Annotated in this window: 17 protein-coding genes and 1 tRNA gene; 12 read left to right on the top strand and 6 right to left on the bottom strand. The window is 44.7% G+C overall.

The annotated features are described in order from the left end of the window. Positions 1–172: 172 nt before the first annotated feature. A complete protein-coding gene (locus ERX40_RS09715; RefSeq protein ID WP_133418311.1) occupies positions 173–394 on the top strand; it encodes a hypothetical protein in 222 nt (73 codons plus the stop codon). Here ERX40_RS09715 and ERX40_RS09710 read toward each other — a convergent pair. From ERX40_RS09710 to ERX40_RS09700, 3 genes are all read right to left on the bottom strand, one after another. Then, on the bottom strand, positions 345–881 hold the full coding sequence (locus tag ERX40_RS09710; RefSeq protein ID WP_133418310.1) for a DUF421 domain-containing protein: 537 nt from the start codon (positions 879–881) through the stop codon (positions 345–347). The genes ERX40_RS09715 and ERX40_RS09710 overlap by 50 nt on opposite strands. 272 nt (positions 882–1,153) lie before the next feature. Next, positions 1,154–1,699, bottom strand: a complete 546-nt coding sequence (locus tag ERX40_RS09705) for a hypothetical protein (RefSeq protein ID WP_133418309.1) — start codon at positions 1,697–1,699, stop codon at positions 1,154–1,156. A 105-nt stretch (positions 1,700–1,804) separates the two neighbouring features. Next, positions 1,805–2,188: a hypothetical protein gene (locus tag ERX40_RS09700; protein WP_133418308.1), complete on the bottom strand. Its 384-nt coding sequence runs from the start codon at positions 2,186–2,188 to the stop codon at positions 1,805–1,807. A 119-nt stretch (positions 2,189–2,307) separates the two neighbouring features. Here ERX40_RS09700 and ERX40_RS09695 point away from each other — a divergent pair. Further along, positions 2,308–2,379 (top strand) — tRNA-Val (locus ERX40_RS09695). Positions 2,380–2,575: 196 nt separating this feature from the next. Here the strand turns inward: ERX40_RS09695 and ERX40_RS11335 are convergent. From ERX40_RS11335 to ERX40_RS09685, 3 genes are all read right to left on the bottom strand, one after another. Next, the gene (locus ERX40_RS11335) at positions 2,576–2,743 is read right to left on the bottom strand and encodes a hypothetical protein (RefSeq protein ID WP_165980737.1); all 168 of its coding nucleotides are present in this window, start codon (positions 2,741–2,743) and stop codon (positions 2,576–2,578) included. Positions 2,744–2,766: 23 nt separating this feature from the next. After that, positions 2,767–3,186, bottom strand: coding sequence for a hypothetical protein (locus ERX40_RS09690; RefSeq protein WP_133418307.1), 420 nt, complete (start codon positions 3,184–3,186; stop codon positions 2,767–2,769). A 120-nt stretch (positions 3,187–3,306) separates the two neighbouring features. Beyond that, on the bottom strand, positions 3,307–5,385 hold the full coding sequence (locus ERX40_RS09685; RefSeq protein WP_133418306.1) for a RecQ family ATP-dependent DNA helicase: 2,079 nt from the start codon (positions 5,383–5,385) through the stop codon (positions 3,307–3,309). Positions 5,386–5,599: 214 nt separating this feature from the next. Here ERX40_RS09685 and ERX40_RS09680 point away from each other — a divergent pair, with 214 nt between their 5' ends. From ERX40_RS09680 to ERX40_RS09635, 10 genes are all read left to right on the top strand, one after another. Next, positions 5,600–5,881, top strand: coding sequence for a DUF4411 family protein (locus tag ERX40_RS09680; RefSeq protein WP_133418305.1), 282 nt, complete (start codon positions 5,600–5,602; stop codon positions 5,879–5,881). Between the two features lie 83 nt (positions 5,882–5,964). Next, entirely contained in the window at positions 5,965–7,002 is a 1,038-nt protein-coding gene (locus tag ERX40_RS09675) for an ABC transporter ATP-binding protein (protein WP_133418304.1), read from the top strand. Continuing rightward, positions 6,989–7,858 carry a carbohydrate ABC transporter permease gene (locus ERX40_RS09670; RefSeq protein WP_243713042.1) on the top strand — a complete coding sequence of 290 codons (870 nt, stop codon included), beginning with the start codon at positions 6,989–6,991 and terminating at the stop codon, positions 7,856–7,858. The genes ERX40_RS09675 and ERX40_RS09670 overlap by 14 nt, the downstream gene beginning before the upstream one ends. 11 nt (positions 7,859–7,869) lie before the next feature. Further along, entirely contained in the window at positions 7,870–8,691 is an 822-nt protein-coding gene (locus ERX40_RS09665; protein WP_165980736.1) for a carbohydrate ABC transporter permease, read from the top strand. Between the two features lie 93 nt (positions 8,692–8,784). After that, a complete protein-coding gene (locus ERX40_RS09660) occupies positions 8,785–10,128 on the top strand; it encodes an ABC transporter substrate-binding protein (protein ID WP_165980735.1) in 1,344 nt (447 codons plus the stop codon). 8 nt (positions 10,129–10,136) lie between these two features. Then, the gene (locus ERX40_RS09655; protein ID WP_133418302.1) at positions 10,137–11,348 is read left to right on the top strand and encodes an MBL fold metallo-hydrolase; all 1,212 of its coding nucleotides are present in this window, start codon (positions 10,137–10,139) and stop codon (positions 11,346–11,348) included. 197 nt (positions 11,349–11,545) lie between these two features. Continuing rightward, a complete protein-coding gene (locus ERX40_RS09650; RefSeq protein ID WP_133418301.1) occupies positions 11,546–13,069 on the top strand; it encodes an AbgT family transporter in 1,524 nt (507 codons plus the stop codon). 4 nt (positions 13,070–13,073) lie between these two features. Beyond that, complete coding sequence (locus tag ERX40_RS09645) at positions 13,074–14,246, top strand: M20 metallopeptidase family protein (RefSeq protein ID WP_133418300.1); 1,173 nt, start codon at positions 13,074–13,076, stop codon at positions 14,244–14,246. Between the two features lie 265 nt (positions 14,247–14,511). Then, entirely contained in the window at positions 14,512–15,576 is a 1,065-nt protein-coding gene (locus tag ERX40_RS09640) for a YeeE/YedE family protein (protein WP_133418299.1), read from the top strand. A gap of 11 nt (positions 15,577–15,587) precedes the next feature. Continuing rightward, positions 15,588–15,812 carry a sulfurtransferase TusA family protein gene (locus ERX40_RS09635; protein WP_133418298.1) on the top strand — a complete coding sequence of 75 codons (225 nt, stop codon included), beginning with the start codon at positions 15,588–15,590 and terminating at the stop codon, positions 15,810–15,812. Positions 15,813–16,160 lie beyond the last annotated feature (348 nt).

Here is a 16,160-nt window from a genome sequence, read left to right as displayed (position 1 = left end):
TCAGACGAGGACACAACGCTCAAGTCACTGGATAGGATGCTGAAACGACAATAAAAGATATAGAATTTAAAGCAGATGTAAAGCCTGCCTATAGTTTTTGTAAATCCCGCAACATGGCTGCAGGAAAAGGGTATACTGAATGTGAAGTGATAGTCATGAGGAGGGTGAGTGCATGAACAAGCTGATGGTCGCAGCAACTGCTGGAAACAATGATGCGATGCCACGCACATCTGACCTCTTTGGCACTGTCTCTTCAACCGATAATATTATGAAAAATTACCGTAAATCGAATAGATTAAAAATAAGACAGAACAGCTGCACAGCTGTTCTGTCTTTCAGTTTAATCATTCAGCATGTCTTTCCAGGTTACGGAGCACCGCATCATCTTTCGTAAGCCTCTTATCGCCTGTCAGTACAGACAGAGAACCATCTGACTCCAGAATGACCGCATTGACATTTTCAATGGAGGAACCTGAGTTGGAGCGGATCGCCTGCAGCACCTCAATCTCAAGAATGCGTTCACGCTTCATTGCATCGTGCATGAACTCACTGTTGTAGAAAAGGAGCGTCGGCTTCGATTTGATCAGTGAACTGAACTTCTCACTCTTTAAAGACAGTTTCGTAAAGATGTACTGCAGAACCACAAGAGTCAGAAAGGCAGTGACACCTTGTGCGATGGTGATATCCTTACTGGTCATGATACCTGATAACGTAGAACCGAGTGCAACCGTGACGACCATGTCATAGGCATTCATCTTGGACAATGTCCGTTTGCCACCGATACGTAGAATAATAATCAGGGCGATATATGCCATAATACCGATCAGCACAGTACGGCCGATGACGTCAAATCCGTCAAATAGTAACTTCTCAACTTGCATAAGACCCAACCTTTCGAACTGTTTAGAGCACTATACCCTGAATTCTACTCAATTAAAAATAAAGGAGCAGATGTCTTTTGTGTAAAAAGCTTAGTTACTTATACCCGGAGCATGTTCAAAGATGGATCTGGCAGAGAAGAAAGACGCGCACTAAAATCGAGAGCCAGCTACCGATTATTCTGAGACAGCAGCGGTATAGACCACAGAACCGGTAACAGGCTTATATACAAAAACGCCAGGAGACATGATGTCTTCTGGCGTTCAGATTTAAATTAGAAGTTGTATTTGGAAGATGTGATATCCTCCACGTACCACTTAGTGCCGACCTTAGTGAACGAGATATCAAGTACATCATTATAAGAAATACTGCGGTATTTCCCGGCAGTATAGATATACTGAGGCGTACCGAAAACCGATTTGATCTTGCTGTATTCATGTTTGTGGTAGCTGTCACTGATAGAGATATAATCGACAATCAATTTGTCAGTCGAAGCCTTTGTACTTGGATAAGAAGCACTCGCTGTCAGCTGCCAGTCATTGCCGTAAGTGTACATCCCGTCAGTAGAGCCGTAGCCTCTTGAGACAGTTGCACTTGCAGCAGAACCCCACATATTATACATATATTTTTTAGTGTTGCCGAGCTTGACGCCGTAATACTTATAGGTACCGCTTTTCAGCTGCTTGGCGATAGTCGTGCTGTAAAGGTTCGGCATCTTCAGGCTTTTATTCTTCAATGTGTATGTGCTTGCTTCAGAGACAGGTGCGAGTAAGACGAAAAGCATAGCGATGGCCAGCAAGACAGTTGTGATTTTTTTCAAGTTCGTATCCCCTTTTGTTTGATACCTTAAGTATAGCGGGAAATAGATTGTCAGTAAATTAAAGATTTTGTAAATTTAAGATAAGAAAAACGTTCACAAATTCATCTATAATCTATACTGATTCTTAAGTGCAAGCGAATGCTGGTAGCCCATGTAGCTTGAGTAGAGCAGCAGACCGCTGAAGATAGCTGAGAAGATGGAACCTGCGACTAGATTCAGTACGAGCAGAACCGCATACAGACCGACCAGCATCATCATGAGTGTGAGTGAGAAGCGGATGATCTGCGGCAGCTTGTAGCGACGCATGAACGGTGACTGGAGATTCGACAGCATCAATTGATTGATGACCAGCCCGATGATTCCGACGTACATCAGAGGAGATAATAGGCCGGGCCAGTAACCTGCTGCAAGTGCCTGATAACCTGCGTAGAACTGATAGAGCGTGAAAGCGACGACTAAAAAGATGGTGATATAGATACGTTTGTCCATAAATCCTCCTAAGAAATACTGATAACTGTAGCGTATCATTCAGAGCGTAAAATATCCATAATAACTACTATACGAAATCGATTTCAGGTGGTATAATAATAAGACATTGAAAAATATCAGCACCTTTAGTTCAGCGGGAGAATACTTGCTCGACAAGCAAGGGGTCGGCGGTTCAAATCCGTCAAGGTGCATCACGAACCACTTATCTTAAGGATAGGTGGTTTTTTGTCTTGTGTAAATTTGTGCCATTTTCAGATACAAACAACTTTCTGGGAGTGAAATTGTCTGCTTCTCCTTGATAAAGTCCTATAAAGCTCAAATAGAGGACATATGTGATGGGGAATTTAGACTATTGATTCTGCCCAATATCTAAAGGTTGGCTTGCTATTACGTAGGTGGCAAAACCAGTCGCAAGGAAAACAAAGAGAAACCAAGGCCTGAGGCAATGATACGCCACTGGTCAGGGTGATTCAAGATGCTGTTGGCAAAGGTAAAATAGCTGTAAAGTGTCATTAAGAAGCCTGAAAATAATGAAGTAAATGGATTGATATTCATAAAAGTCATCCCTTTAAATATTATTAATCTTCACGCTTCATCCGGAAGTAATCCCGGAAGTAGAGTCCGGCGATAATCGCGATAAAAAAGGCAAAGGCTAGATAGAAATAGTTCCAGAATGATGTCGAGAACCCGAGCATTTTAAATATGAGTGCGTAAGCCAGTAAGAGTAGTGCGATTACACCGTAAGCAAGACCCCCGATCAGCGACCATTTTTTGCGCGTGGACAGTGGCTTAGTCTGCATATTGCCGGAACTCTTCTTGCGTGTGTATTCTTCGATAGGATAACCGATGAGTACTGTCAGTAGACTCAACAGTACAGGGATGCCTGTTAAGAAATCTTCTAGATTGCGAGTTCTTATATAAGACCAGACATTGAGCATAATAATAAGGACGAGAAAGACGGCTAAGACAATAAGCGTCCTTTTCTTCTCTTTTAGCATAACAACACTCCTAACGACTTTTTGATTATTATAGTATAGATGGGATTATTTTACTAGAAGCGTGCATCTGAATAGTTCAAATAGTAAAACCTTGAGAAGAGTTCAGTCTTCTCAAGGTTTTTAGTCACTGCTTCCCGTATTCACCAATGCAAACGGATAGACGTGTGCTGCACCTTGTTCCAGCAGCAGGCTTGCTGCAACGGTCATCGTCCATCTTGAATCAACCAGGTCATCGAGTAACAGAACATTCTTATCCTTAATCGCTTCCACATTCGTCACATGAAGATACGCTCTCGCATTCTGTTCCTGCATCATCGAGTTATGCATATCACGCTGCGGCGCACCTTTCGCTGTTTTCTCCAGTGCTTCGATATAAGAGATACCTTTCACCTCAGCCATCTTCCGCGCAAGCTCACTGACGAGCTTGGGTCTTCTCAGACTCGGTACCCCGACAATCACCTCAATCTGATTCGCCTCGATATGCTCTTTCACAAAATTGCTCACTGTCGTCACAGTCTTATCTGAGAAATGACCTTGATCCCGTTCCAGCATGAATCGCTTACCGATTGGAGAGTAGGGGTCAACGGTATAAGTCCAGCCGGGCTCAAAGACCAGCGCATCGTCAATCTTCTTGTTGTTCGACCAGCGTTTACGTGGCGTTATCACCCCGTGAAGTTTATTCTTATAGTCCTTCGCCTGTTCTAAATAAGGGTTATCTTCCGCCAGCGTTATAAACTGTCTATTACGACAGTGCGCGCAGATGCCACATTGTTCTTTAGTGTCAGGCGCATCCAGCTCATCCGCAATGAACTTCATATAGCAGCCATCATAATTGACAAATGCCTTCAGGTTATCCAGTTCAGCGAGACGGGTCTCATTCAGCTGCTTTTGAATCTGTGCGTTCTTCGCTGCATCAAAATGATGATTCGGATGGACGTAGTATTGACTCTTCTCCATATAGATATAGTTATGAACATAGAGATACTTCAGCACCGAGGCAAGCTTCGTGACGTTCAGATTGAAGTGCTGCAGAATCTCGTTCCGTTTCAGACCATCTCGACTAGCACCGATGACTTCTAGAATCTGCTGCAGGAGCTCAGGGTCCTTATTCGCACTCTCAATGAACGACTTGATAATTTCCTCGTCCTCGTCACCATGGAGAAGTATCGCCAGAGCAGCAGAGCCATCACGCCCCGCACGTCCCATCTGCTGATAGTAAGCAATCAGGTTCTGCGGCAGCTGGAAGTGGATGACGAAGCCGATGTCCGATTTGTCATAACCCATACCGAGCTTCACCGTTGAGACAATGACCCGCATCTGACCAGTGTGAAAGTCATTCAGTATTGCCTCAGAAATATCCTCGCCGGATTCGTTCTGCACACCTGAATAATAGGCGACAGCCGAAATGTCGTTCCGTGTCAGAAAGTCAGCGACCGAATCACATTCCTTCTTCGTCAGGCAGTAGATGATACCCTGCTGCTTACTAAGGAAAGGGTGACGGGTCAACGCATCCGTGATAAAAGCGAGCCGCTCAACCTTACTCTGTGCAGGATTAACCTGTATTGAAATATTATCGCGTATCAAATCACCGCGGAATACCTGCAGCTCATCACCGAGCTGGTCCTTGATATCCTGAATCACCCGGTCATTGGCCGTCGCCGTCGTACCGAGAATCGCGATATGATCAGGGAAACTCTTCAGCAGATAGACGATGCGCTGATAATCCGGTCTGAAATCATGACCCCAGTCAGAGATGGAATGTGCCTCGTCCACAACTATCATCTCGATATCAGTCACCGTACCGAGCTTGTCAATGAACGCCGTATTCGATAACTTCTCAGGCGAGACAATAATCGCATCGACTTCATTGAACGCATCATAAATAGATTCCCAGTCGTCCCGGTTATTGCTGTTGATGGTCACTACATTCAGACCGAGACGACCCGCAGCCTCGATCTGATTATGCATCAGTGCCAGGAGCGGACTGATAATAATCGTCGGCCCCGCACCACGCGCACGGAGGATCTTCGTCGCAATGAAATACACAATCGACTTACCCCAGCCGGTCTTCTGAATCACCAGCGTCTTCTGCCTATTCACCACCGCCGTAATTGCCTCAAGCTGACCTTCACGGAATTCACTTGATTCGCCGTAAGTTTCCTTTAGAATCTGAATCGCACGTTTCTGGATAGTGTTCATAGTAGGACCTCCTTAATCTGCTGAGTCCATTGTAACAAGAATATAGACGCCTCAAGAAAAGATATGATAAAGAGATTATAAATCATTCCCATTATCAAAAATAAAGACTATAATTAAATGACTCACATACAAAATAGGATATCTTAGAGGAGTATCAAAAAATACTGCAATATGTAAATGATGCACTTTGCTATCAAGATAGAAGTTTTAATGAATGGGCAAAAGTATAGATAAAGCAGACCTCTGGTTGATTGCTGTTGCAAAAGTATATGGTTACACAATTGTTACTATGGAAAAACGAGATCGTAACTTATCAGATTCAAATCCGACCAAAAGAGAACTACATATATCGGATGTTTGTGATAGATTTGAGGTAGAATGCATCGATTTATTTGAGTTGATGAGAAGAGGAAAGATACCTCTTAAATATTCGATTTTAAAAATATATTTATATCCGACACTCCTTGTGGGTGTCTTTTTTTATAGACATCTTTAGATTAATTCACAATAAGTTTACCTTGGATTTACATTCTACTGTTATTCTGAAATGCTAGCGTAGCTGGCGGAGGAGGAATGGAATTGTCTATTGAACTTAAAAATATCTCTATGAAATTTAAAGATACAATGGCGGTCAATGATTTGAATCTCACGATTGACTCCGGTAAGCTGGTCAGTCTTCTGGGTCCTTCTGGCTGCGGCAAGAGTACGACGCTCTTCATGCTGGCAGGTCTGTATGAGCCGACTGAAGGCTCGATTCTCTTCAACGGGAAAGATGTCACGAAGGTTGTGCCGGAAAAACGGAATATCGGCATGGTGTTCCAGAACTATGCGCTCTATCCCCATATGTCAGTTCTGAAGAATATTGCATTTCCTCTTCGTATGGCGAAGGTCGGCAGGAAAGAGAGCATGGAAAGAGCAGTGCAGGCGGCGAAACTGGTTGAAATCAACCATTTACTTGACCGCAAACCGGGCCAGTTATCCGGCGGTCAGCAGCAGCGTGTCGCGATTGCACGTGCGATTGTTCGTGAGCCTGAGGTATTACTGCTTGATGAGCCGCTGTCTAATCTGGATGCGAAGCTCCGGCTGACGATGCGTGAGGAGATCCGTGAGATTCAGCAGCGTCTGAAGATTACGACACTCTTTGTCACGCATGATCAGGAAGAGGCGCTCAGTATCAGTGATCAGGTGGTGCTGATGAAGGATGGTCATCTGATTCAGCACGGTGATCCGCGTGATATGTATGATCTGCCGAACTCACGCTTCGTTGCTGAGTTCATCGGTTCACCGACAATCAATGTAGTGACGGCTCTGAATGAAGCAGAGATTAAAGAGCTGGTCCCTCATATCGGCGCTGCACGCTTTCATAGTATGGCAGTCCGTCCTGAGGATATGGTAATCAGTTCCAGTGGTCTGCCAGTTCGTGTCGGGCTTGTTGAGAAGATCGGCAAAGATGTTCTCGTAACAGTGGAGCATACGAGCGGTCAACGTTTTAAGGTGTTTGTGCCGAAGCATACGGTCTTCAATCAGGATATTGTACATATCCAGGCACGCAGACAGGATATCCATCTCTTTGACAATCAGGGCCAGCGTACAGGTGATGTGCATGAAATCTCTTAAAGCCTACCTCTATTTACTGCCGGCGCTGCTCATTATCAGTGTCTTTATCATTTATCCGATGTTCAAGTCCTTTCTCATGTCGTTCTATACAGACTATGACTATTTCAATGATGTCGTGTCAGCGTATGGTCTTGATAATTACACCTATATATTAAAGGATCCTGAATTTCATCTGGCTCTGAAGAATACGTTTATCTTTGTGCTGGGTGTGGTGCCGATTTCGATTCTGTTATCGCTCGGTATCGCGATGATGCTGAATGCGAAGATCAACTTTAAAGGATTATTCAGAACGATTTACTTCATTCCGTTTGTAACGAGTGTCGTCGCCGTCTCTATTGTCTGGCGCTGGATCTTCCATTCTGAGTACGGTTTGCTGAATTATTTCCTGGGTTTCGTCGGTATTGATCCCGTCCCGTGGCTGACGAGTTCAAAGTGGAGCATGCCGGCGCTCATCATTCTCGCCATCTGGAAAGGTCTCGGTTATAACATCATTATTCTGCTCGCAGGTCTGCAGAACATCAATGAGAACTATTACAAGGCGGCGCAGATTGACGGAGCGAATCGCTGGCATCGTTTCCTGAACGTGACGATTCCAGGGCTTGCGCCCACACTGTTCTTTGTCTCTATCATCTCTGTCATCAACGGCTTCAAAGTGTTCGACGAAATCTATGCGCTCTTCAACGGCAAGGCTGGTATTTCAAACAGCGCGCTGACTGTTGTCTATTATGTCTTCAATAAATTCTACGGTGAGTGGGAGTTCGGTGTTGCCAGTGCTGCGGCCTATGTGCTTTTCATCATCATCTTTATCTTCACGCTGATTCAGATGTATATCGGCAAGAAGAAAATCACTTATTAGGAGGGTGTTCATTGAGATCAGGTATGTCTAAAGGTTTTATGTATTTAATGCTGATTCTTGGCTCTATCCTGATGCTGCTGCCATTTATCTGGATGGTATCTACGTCACTTAAGCCGTCTGACGAAGTCATGACGATGCCGCCTGTCTGGATTCCTTCCGAGTTCAGATGGGATAACTATATGACGGCATTCCAGAAGGCCCCGTTCGCAAGATATCTGTTCAATTCGATAGTCGTCACAGTACTGTCAACGATAGGTGAGCTGCTGACCACCATTCTTGCTGCTTATGCATTCAGCAAGCTGGCGTTCTGGGGACGGGACATCGTCTTTTCAGTATTGATGGCAACCATGATGATCCCCGGGGAAGTGCTGCTCATCCCGAACTTTGTGACCTTATCCAATCTGGGCTGGATTGACCGCTTCGAAGCGTTGATTGTGCCGTGGACAGCGAGTATCTTCTCCATCTTCCTGCTGCGCCAGTTCTTCATGTCGATACCGGATGAACTAGGTTATGCCGCACGCATTGACGGCTGCAGCAACTGGAATTTCCTGTGGCGCATCATGGTCCCTCTCGCGAAACCGGCGATTGTTACGATTGTGCTCCTGAAGATCATCGGGTCATGGAATGCGTTCCTCTGGCCGCTTGTTGTGACGAACTCTGAGGAGATGCGGACACTGCCGGTCGGCCTGACTGCATTCACGACTGAAGCAGGGACGAACTACGAGCTGCTGATGGCGGCGAGTGCGATGATTATTCTGCCGATGATCATCCTGTTCATTATCCTGCAGAAATACATTATCCAGGGTGTCGCAAGAGCCGGCATCAAAGGTTAAGTTCTGAACATTAAAGGAGGTGGTCCTGCCGAACATTTGAAGTAAGGTCGTTGTTTCACGTGCATATCAAAACAAAAAGGGAGAATGACAAATATGAAAAAATCGTTATATGTATTACTGGTTGTAATGATGGTATTCCTTGCTGCTTGTGGCTCTGACAGCTCTAAAGGTGGAAATGATAAATCGAACGAAGCGTCTAATGATACAAAGAAGTCTGAAGAGAAGTCAGCTGATGAGACGGGCGAAGTGCAGGAAGTGACTTTCTGGCATGCGATGACTGATACACACGAAGAATGGCTGAAGAAGAAGACGGACGAATTCAACAAAGAGCACAAGGACATCAAAGTGAAATTAGTGGGTCAGGGGAACTACGGTGACCTGTCACAGAAATTACTCGCAGCAGCTAAAGCGAAGAATTCTCCGACCATCGCTCAGGCTTACGGCGAATGGATTGCAGACTATGACCGCAACAACCTGGTCGTCGACCTGAAACCGATGATTGAGGGTGAGAATGGATTTGACGACAAAGAATCTTACGACGACATCACAGAAGTATTCCGTAAAGATAATACATTCGGCGACAAAGTATTAGGTCTGCCTTTCAACAAATCGACACGTGTCCTCTATGTGAACAACGACTATCTGAAAAAAGCAGGACTGAAAGCCCCGGAAACATGGGAAGAGTTAGAAGCGGCAGCAGAGAAGATGACGACAACTGTTGACGGCAAGAAAGTAGTAGGTATGGGCTTTGAAAATGGTATGGCTCATGAAATCAGCATGTGGATCAAGCAGGCGGGCGGTGAGTTCGTAGACGAGAAGAACAATAAAGTCCTATTCGATTCACCAGAAGGACTGAAAGCACTGCAGTTCATCAACAACATGCTTGATAATGGAACAGCTCGTATGGCAGGTGAAGATGAATACTTATCAGGTCCATTCACGAACGGCGATGTAGCGATGTATATTGGTTCAAACGCAGGCATTCCTTTCGTTGAGAAAGATGCAAAAATGGATTGGACGACAGTACCACTGCCAAAAGGCAAAGAAGCAGCAGCACCGTTCCAGGGGACTAATATCACCATGTTCGCTTCAAGCACAGAAGAACAGCAGAAAGCAGCTTTCGAATATATGAAATATCTGATCTCTAAAGAGAACACAATCGACTGGGCGAAGACAACAGGTTACTTACCGGTACGTCAGTCAGCACTTGATAGTGAAGAATGGCAATCATTCGTCAAAGAACATCCCGTCCATGCTGCAGGCGTCAGTCAGTACGATGGTGCTTTCATCGAGGACCGTGTACCAGACGCTTTCGCCATGAAGGAAGCAATCGGAACCGAACTGGATAAGATGTTATTTGATGACGCAGAGCCGAAAGAAACACTGAAGAATATGGCGGAAAAAGCCCAGGCGGCAATCGATAAAGCGAAAAAGTAGGTTGAAGTATGACAAAGACGACACTAAAATTTTATGCGGGCACAAAAACAATAGGTGGCACGATATTTGAGGTCGTCTATGGCAATGAACGATTCATCTGTGACTTCGGCAGAGGACCGCTGTCCCCGCTATATGATGATAGAATACTGATGCCGGAAGATATCGGTCATCTGAAAAAAGTGAAAATGCTGCCTGATATCAAGGACTTTTACGAGCCGTCAGATATCAGGACAGTGGTGGGCATCAGTCATATGCATCTGGACCATATGGAATTACTGGGATACATTCCGGCACATATTCCGGTGTGGGTCAGCCATGAGTCAAAGGAGTTGTATGCGAGTCTCACCAAGATAGGTGACGGACAGTTGGGCGTGGATGCTGACAGATTAACGGCTGTTGATTATCACAGAGGCTATACGGTCGGAGAGCATATCACGATAACTTATTTTCCGGTGACACATGACGTCATCGGAGCGAGCGCTATTCTGATAGAGACGCCGGACACACGTATCATGTATTCAGGAGATATCAGATTAAGACCTGAGGACAAGGAGACGCATACTTGGCTGAAAGAAACGCATGATATCGATTATCTCATTATTGAGACGACCTCATTCAGCTTTGATGTTAGAGATAAAGAAGTATCAGAGCGCTATCAGGTTGGGGACCATAATCATTATATGCTGAACATCTATCAACGTAATATCAAGCGAATCCGGGAGTGGATTGAGTTCACGCGTGACCATCACTATACATTTGTCGTGGACCAGCGCATCGCTGTACTCATTGACGACCTGATAGAGACAGATACCGCTCACTGTTACTACTACAAGGTGCCGCAGACAGATGAGCAGGTGAATATGCCTGAAATCAATTTAGAGGAAGCGGTGGAGATGGATAAGGTCATCATCCAGCATGACTTTACAAACTTCAGACAGCTCTTGGAACTGGATTTATCACCGTTCAAATATCTGCATCAGAACGGTATGCCACTCGGTGAATACGATTCAGGCTTTGTGGTCATGATGGCTTGGCTCGAACTACTGGAGATGGAATATGTTCCGCTCCATGACAGTGGCCACGCCACAACAGAACAGCTTGAGCAGGTCGTTGAGACGATACAGCCTAGAGTGCTGATTCCTCAGCACGGCTTCAGGCCGGAATTACTGGACTATCATACAAGAATCTTACCGGAAATCGGCAAGGAGTATATATTGTAGAACAAACCCTCTGCGAAAGCAGGGGGTTTTGATTGGTAGAACTATAATTATTAAATAAGTCTGCTGATTAAAAAGTATTAAGAAGAATCACTTAAGGATATTATTTGTTATTTTTTGTGGAAATTCGGTTGTATTCCCTCCTGTTAATCTATATCATGTTATTTAACGGAATATTCTGAAATCAAAGGAGATGAACCATGGAACAGACAACAAAGAAGAGAAGTATAATGGATAAGTTTCTGGACATAATCGAGAAGTCAGGCAATAAGTTACCGGATCCGGTTGTTATTTTTATTTCTTTGTGTGCCATCATCCTGTCTGCCTCATTTATTGCCGGAACAATGGGTGTAACAGCTGTCAATCCTGCTGATGGAAAAGTTGTGAAAGCCGTCAACTTACTGAATGCGGAAGGAATCGCAAGAATTATCTCTGAAGCGGTCACTAATTTCGCAACCTTTCCGCCATTAGGATTAGTGCTGGTCGTGATGATAGGAGTCGGTATTGGTGAGAAGACAGGTTATTTCGAGACATTGATGAAATACACTATCGAAAAGACACCGAAGAAAATCATCATCCCGATCATTATTTTTGTGGCTATTATGGGCAATGCTGCTGGGGATGCAGCGCCTATCGTGTTACCGCCGATTGCTGCTTTAGTCTTCATCAAGTTAGGTTATCACCCTATTGCAGGTCTGGTCATGGCTTATGCAGCATCACTAGGCGGCTTTTCTGCCAGCTTAGTCATCGGTATGACGGATGCACTTATGGTCTCCTTTACAGAGCCCGCTACTAAGTTGATCGATGGCAGCGTACAGGTTAACGCAGCGATGAACTATTATTTCTTATGTGCCTCAACTGTTCTCTTGTTGTTCGTGGCATGGTATATCACAACGAAAATCACGATTCCTAGATTCGGTTCGTATAAAGAGGGGAGTACGGTTGAAGACGCGGGTGTTACTGAGAAGGAAAGAAAAGCAATGATTGTTGCTAATTTAAGCTTACTGGCTATCATGGCTCTTTTCGCTTTTCTGGCAATTCCTGAGAATGGTCTGCTGCGTAATGCTGAGACAGGAAGTCTGATTCAGGATTCACCTCTGATGAAGGGGATTGTTCCGCTTATTACTGTACTATTCCTAGTGCCGGGTATTGTTTATGGCATTATGGCCGGCACTATGCGTTCTTCAAAGAAATTCGCTGAGATGCTGGCGGATTCCATGAGTTCTATGGGCTCATTTATCGTCATTGTCTTCTTCGCTGCTCAGATGCTGGCCTTCTTCACGTGGAGTAATCTTGGGACGATTCTTGCGATTAAAGGGGCAGAGTTACTGGAAGGTCAGAATGGCTTTATACTAATTATCGGTATATTGATTTTATCGGCTGGTATTAACATGCTGATGGGTAGTGCTTCAGCTAAGTGGGCTATTCTAGCGCCGATTCTGATTCCGATGATGATGCTCTTAGGTTTCCATCCTGCATTTACTCAGGTTATTTACCGTGTAGGGGATTCAATCACAAACCCCATTACACCCATGATGCCTTATATGCCGTTATTGTTATCATTTGCGCAGAAATATCAGAAGGATATTGGATTAGGTACACTGATAGCAGCCCTTATGCCTTACTCAATCGGCTTTGCTATCTTCTGGACCCTTTTACTTTTAGGATGGTTCTATTTCGGTCTTCCAGTAGGACCAGGCGGACCTATCCATTTAGGAGGTTAGACATATGAGTCGTTATGATCAATATAAAGAGAAGGTTATTGTATATAGAAGATATATGCACGAACATCCGGAACTGTCGTTTGAAGAATATGAGACTGCGAAATATATCCGTCAGATCTTATCAGCATTACCAAATTGCAAAGTCATTCAACTGACAGAGACAAGCACTGTGGCAGTGTTTAATGAAGGGAAAGGTAAGAAAATCGGATTACGTGCGGATATAGATGCACTTCCTGTGGGAGAAGAGTGTGACCATCTTGAATATAAATCCAGAGCTGAAGGCAAGATGCATGCCTGTGGTCACGATGGACACGCAGCCATTCTATTAGGTGCAGCTCATTACTTTAATGATCATAGTGAGAGACTGGCTAATGAAATTCATTGTATCTTTCAGCATGCAGAAGAGCTGATTCCAGGTGGAGCTAGAGAAATGGTTGCAACGGGGTACTTTGATGATTTCGATTTTATATACGGTCATCATTTATGGGCGATTATGGATACAGGCTTAATCGATATCAAATCAGGACCAGCCAGTGCCAACTCGGACCTATATGAACTGACTATCCAGGGCAAAGGCGGGCATTCCAGTCAGCCTCACCTCTGTATTGATCCCATTGTCATTGGCAGTCAGTTTATTTCAGCGCTTCAGACCATCACTTCACGGCAGATTGATCCTTATGATTCAGCAGTCATCTCTAATACTGTGTTTCAGGCTGGCGTCGTCGGAGCGGAGAATGTGATACCTGAAAAGATACTGTTAAAAGGTTCAGTCCGGACAACGACGGATAGCGCCCGCTCATTGATTGAGAGTCAGCTTAAAAACATGATTGATCATTTATGCGGCATGTACGGAGCCAGTTACGACTTCAATTACATACGAGGCTATGATGCGGTCATCAATGATGATAAAATGACGGCTGAAGTCAGAAAGATTGCCGAGGGGCTATATCCAGGAAAAATCATTACAGAACCACCCATGATGGGTGGAGAGGATTTCAGTGCCTTCAGTCGGTTGGTACCAAGCGTCTATACATTTATTGGCTCAGGGCTGAAGGATGAAGAAAGCAGGCATCCTCATCATCACCCACGTTTCGAGATGGATGAAGAGAGCTTTGAAATAGGGTTTGAGATGTTTGTTGAGGTGGCTGAGCAAATCTTCAGTAATGAAGCTTGCTGAAACTGAGAAGATTCTCACTATCGATATGAGAGCATTATTACTATGGTATTGATATAAGGTGCTGAATATCTTGACTAAAGAGCTTAGATAGCCATTATGATAGGGTAAGATGATATAAAAGATCGAAAAATGAAGTTAATGCTAAAATTTAGGCTTTTGAGGAAATGGAGAAATTCATTCCTTTTTTATTTGATGTGGTTTACTTATAAACCTCTCTGTGCTATTATACCTTAGTAAGTTTATCGGAATAATAGGAGGTAGTCATATGTGGTGGTTAATTATTAGCGGTCTGGTCGTTGGAGGCATGCTCGGGTTCGTGATGCAGCGCACTCGTTTCTGTCTGACAGGCGGCTTCAGAGATATATATGTTCAGAAAAGCAACAAGATGTTTTATGCCCTGCTGATCGCGATTACCATCCAGGGGATCGGGTTATGGATACTGACAACACTGAATGTCATTCAGCTGTCGTATGACACTTTCTCTGTGGTCGGTACGATTATCGGTTCATTCGTCTTCGGTATCGGTATTATATTGGCAGGCGGCTGTGCGACGGGTACATGGTACCGTGCGGGTGAAGGGCTGATCGGCAGCTGGATTGCGCTCGGTATGTATGCGCTCTTTGCTGCGATGACAAAGGCAGGGGTATTGAAGCCTTTCCTGGATAAGATGAACAGTGTGACTGTGGTCAATTCAGATGTCAGCAAAGCAACAGGTATTCCGTACTGGTTATTACTCTTGGTGCTGGCAGGGATCACATTCTACTTCGTCCGCAAAGAATTAAAGAAACCGAAGTTCGCGGTGCCTCAGCTGAAACCGAAGTTTACGGGTATGAGACACGTCTTCTTCGAAAAGAAATACCATCCGTTTATGGCGGCAGTCGCAATCGGTCTGATTGCGTTCATCGCCTGGCCGGTCAGTGCATCGACCGGCCGTAACTATGGTCTCGGTATCACGACCCCGTCATCCAATCTTCTGCAGTTCTTGGTCAACGGGGACACTAAACTGCTGGACTGGGGCGTCTTCCTGGTACTCGGTATCTTCATCGGTTCCTATATAGCAGCACGGGGTTCACGCGAATTCAAATGGCGTCTGCCGGATAGAATCACAATCCGCAACAGTGCAATCGGCGGGGCATGCATGGGTATCGGTGCCGCACTGGCAGGCGGGTGCTCAATAGGTAATGGTCTTGTGGCGACGGCGACGATGAATGCGCAGGGCTGGTTATCGCTGTTATTTATGATATTAGGGACATGGTTTATGAGTTACTTCCTGTTCGTCAGACCGACGCAGCAGGCGAAGAAAGTTTCAGTTAAAACACAGACTGCTTAAGGAGAGATTAGATGTTATATGAATTAGGTACAGTAGGTATGGTTTGTCCTTTCCCGTTGATTGAAGCACAGAAGAAGATGGAGGAGCTGGCTGCAGGCGACGAGCTGAAGATTGACTTTGACTGTACGCAGGCGACAGAAGCGATCCCGAACTGGGCGGCACAACAGAATTATCCGGTGACGAACTATGAGCAGCTGGACGATGCTTCCTGGACGATTACCGTGCAGAAAGCATAATGAGATGAATATCAAAAAGTGACAGCTTTTTAGCAATATTACGGGAGAATATAACTAATTTGTGAAATAATGAACTTATGATGGGAATGCTGAAAAGGATGTTTTATAATTCAGTTATATAAGACATCCTCTTGTTCATCACTGCTGCACTTGCAACGGCTCTATGACTATCACCTTTTATGATGAATCACGAAGCATCAGCTGGTGGTAACCAGGATTCTGCGATATACGGTAAGTACACAGTCCCGAATCTGACGAATGAGATAGTAGTCAAACAGCTCAAAGCGAACAGATGATGTCTTAAGCTAGGTAAAACATTCAAGGCAGCCAGAACCAAATTCGGTCAGC

It is taken from the genome of Macrococcus carouselicus, assembly GCF_004359515.1.
Taxonomy (GTDB): domain Bacteria; phylum Bacillota; class Bacilli; order Staphylococcales; family Staphylococcaceae; genus Macrococcus; species Macrococcus carouselicus.
The sequence above is the reverse complement of the archived record's forward strand: the minus strand, read 5'-3'. Positions and strand labels throughout refer to the sequence as shown.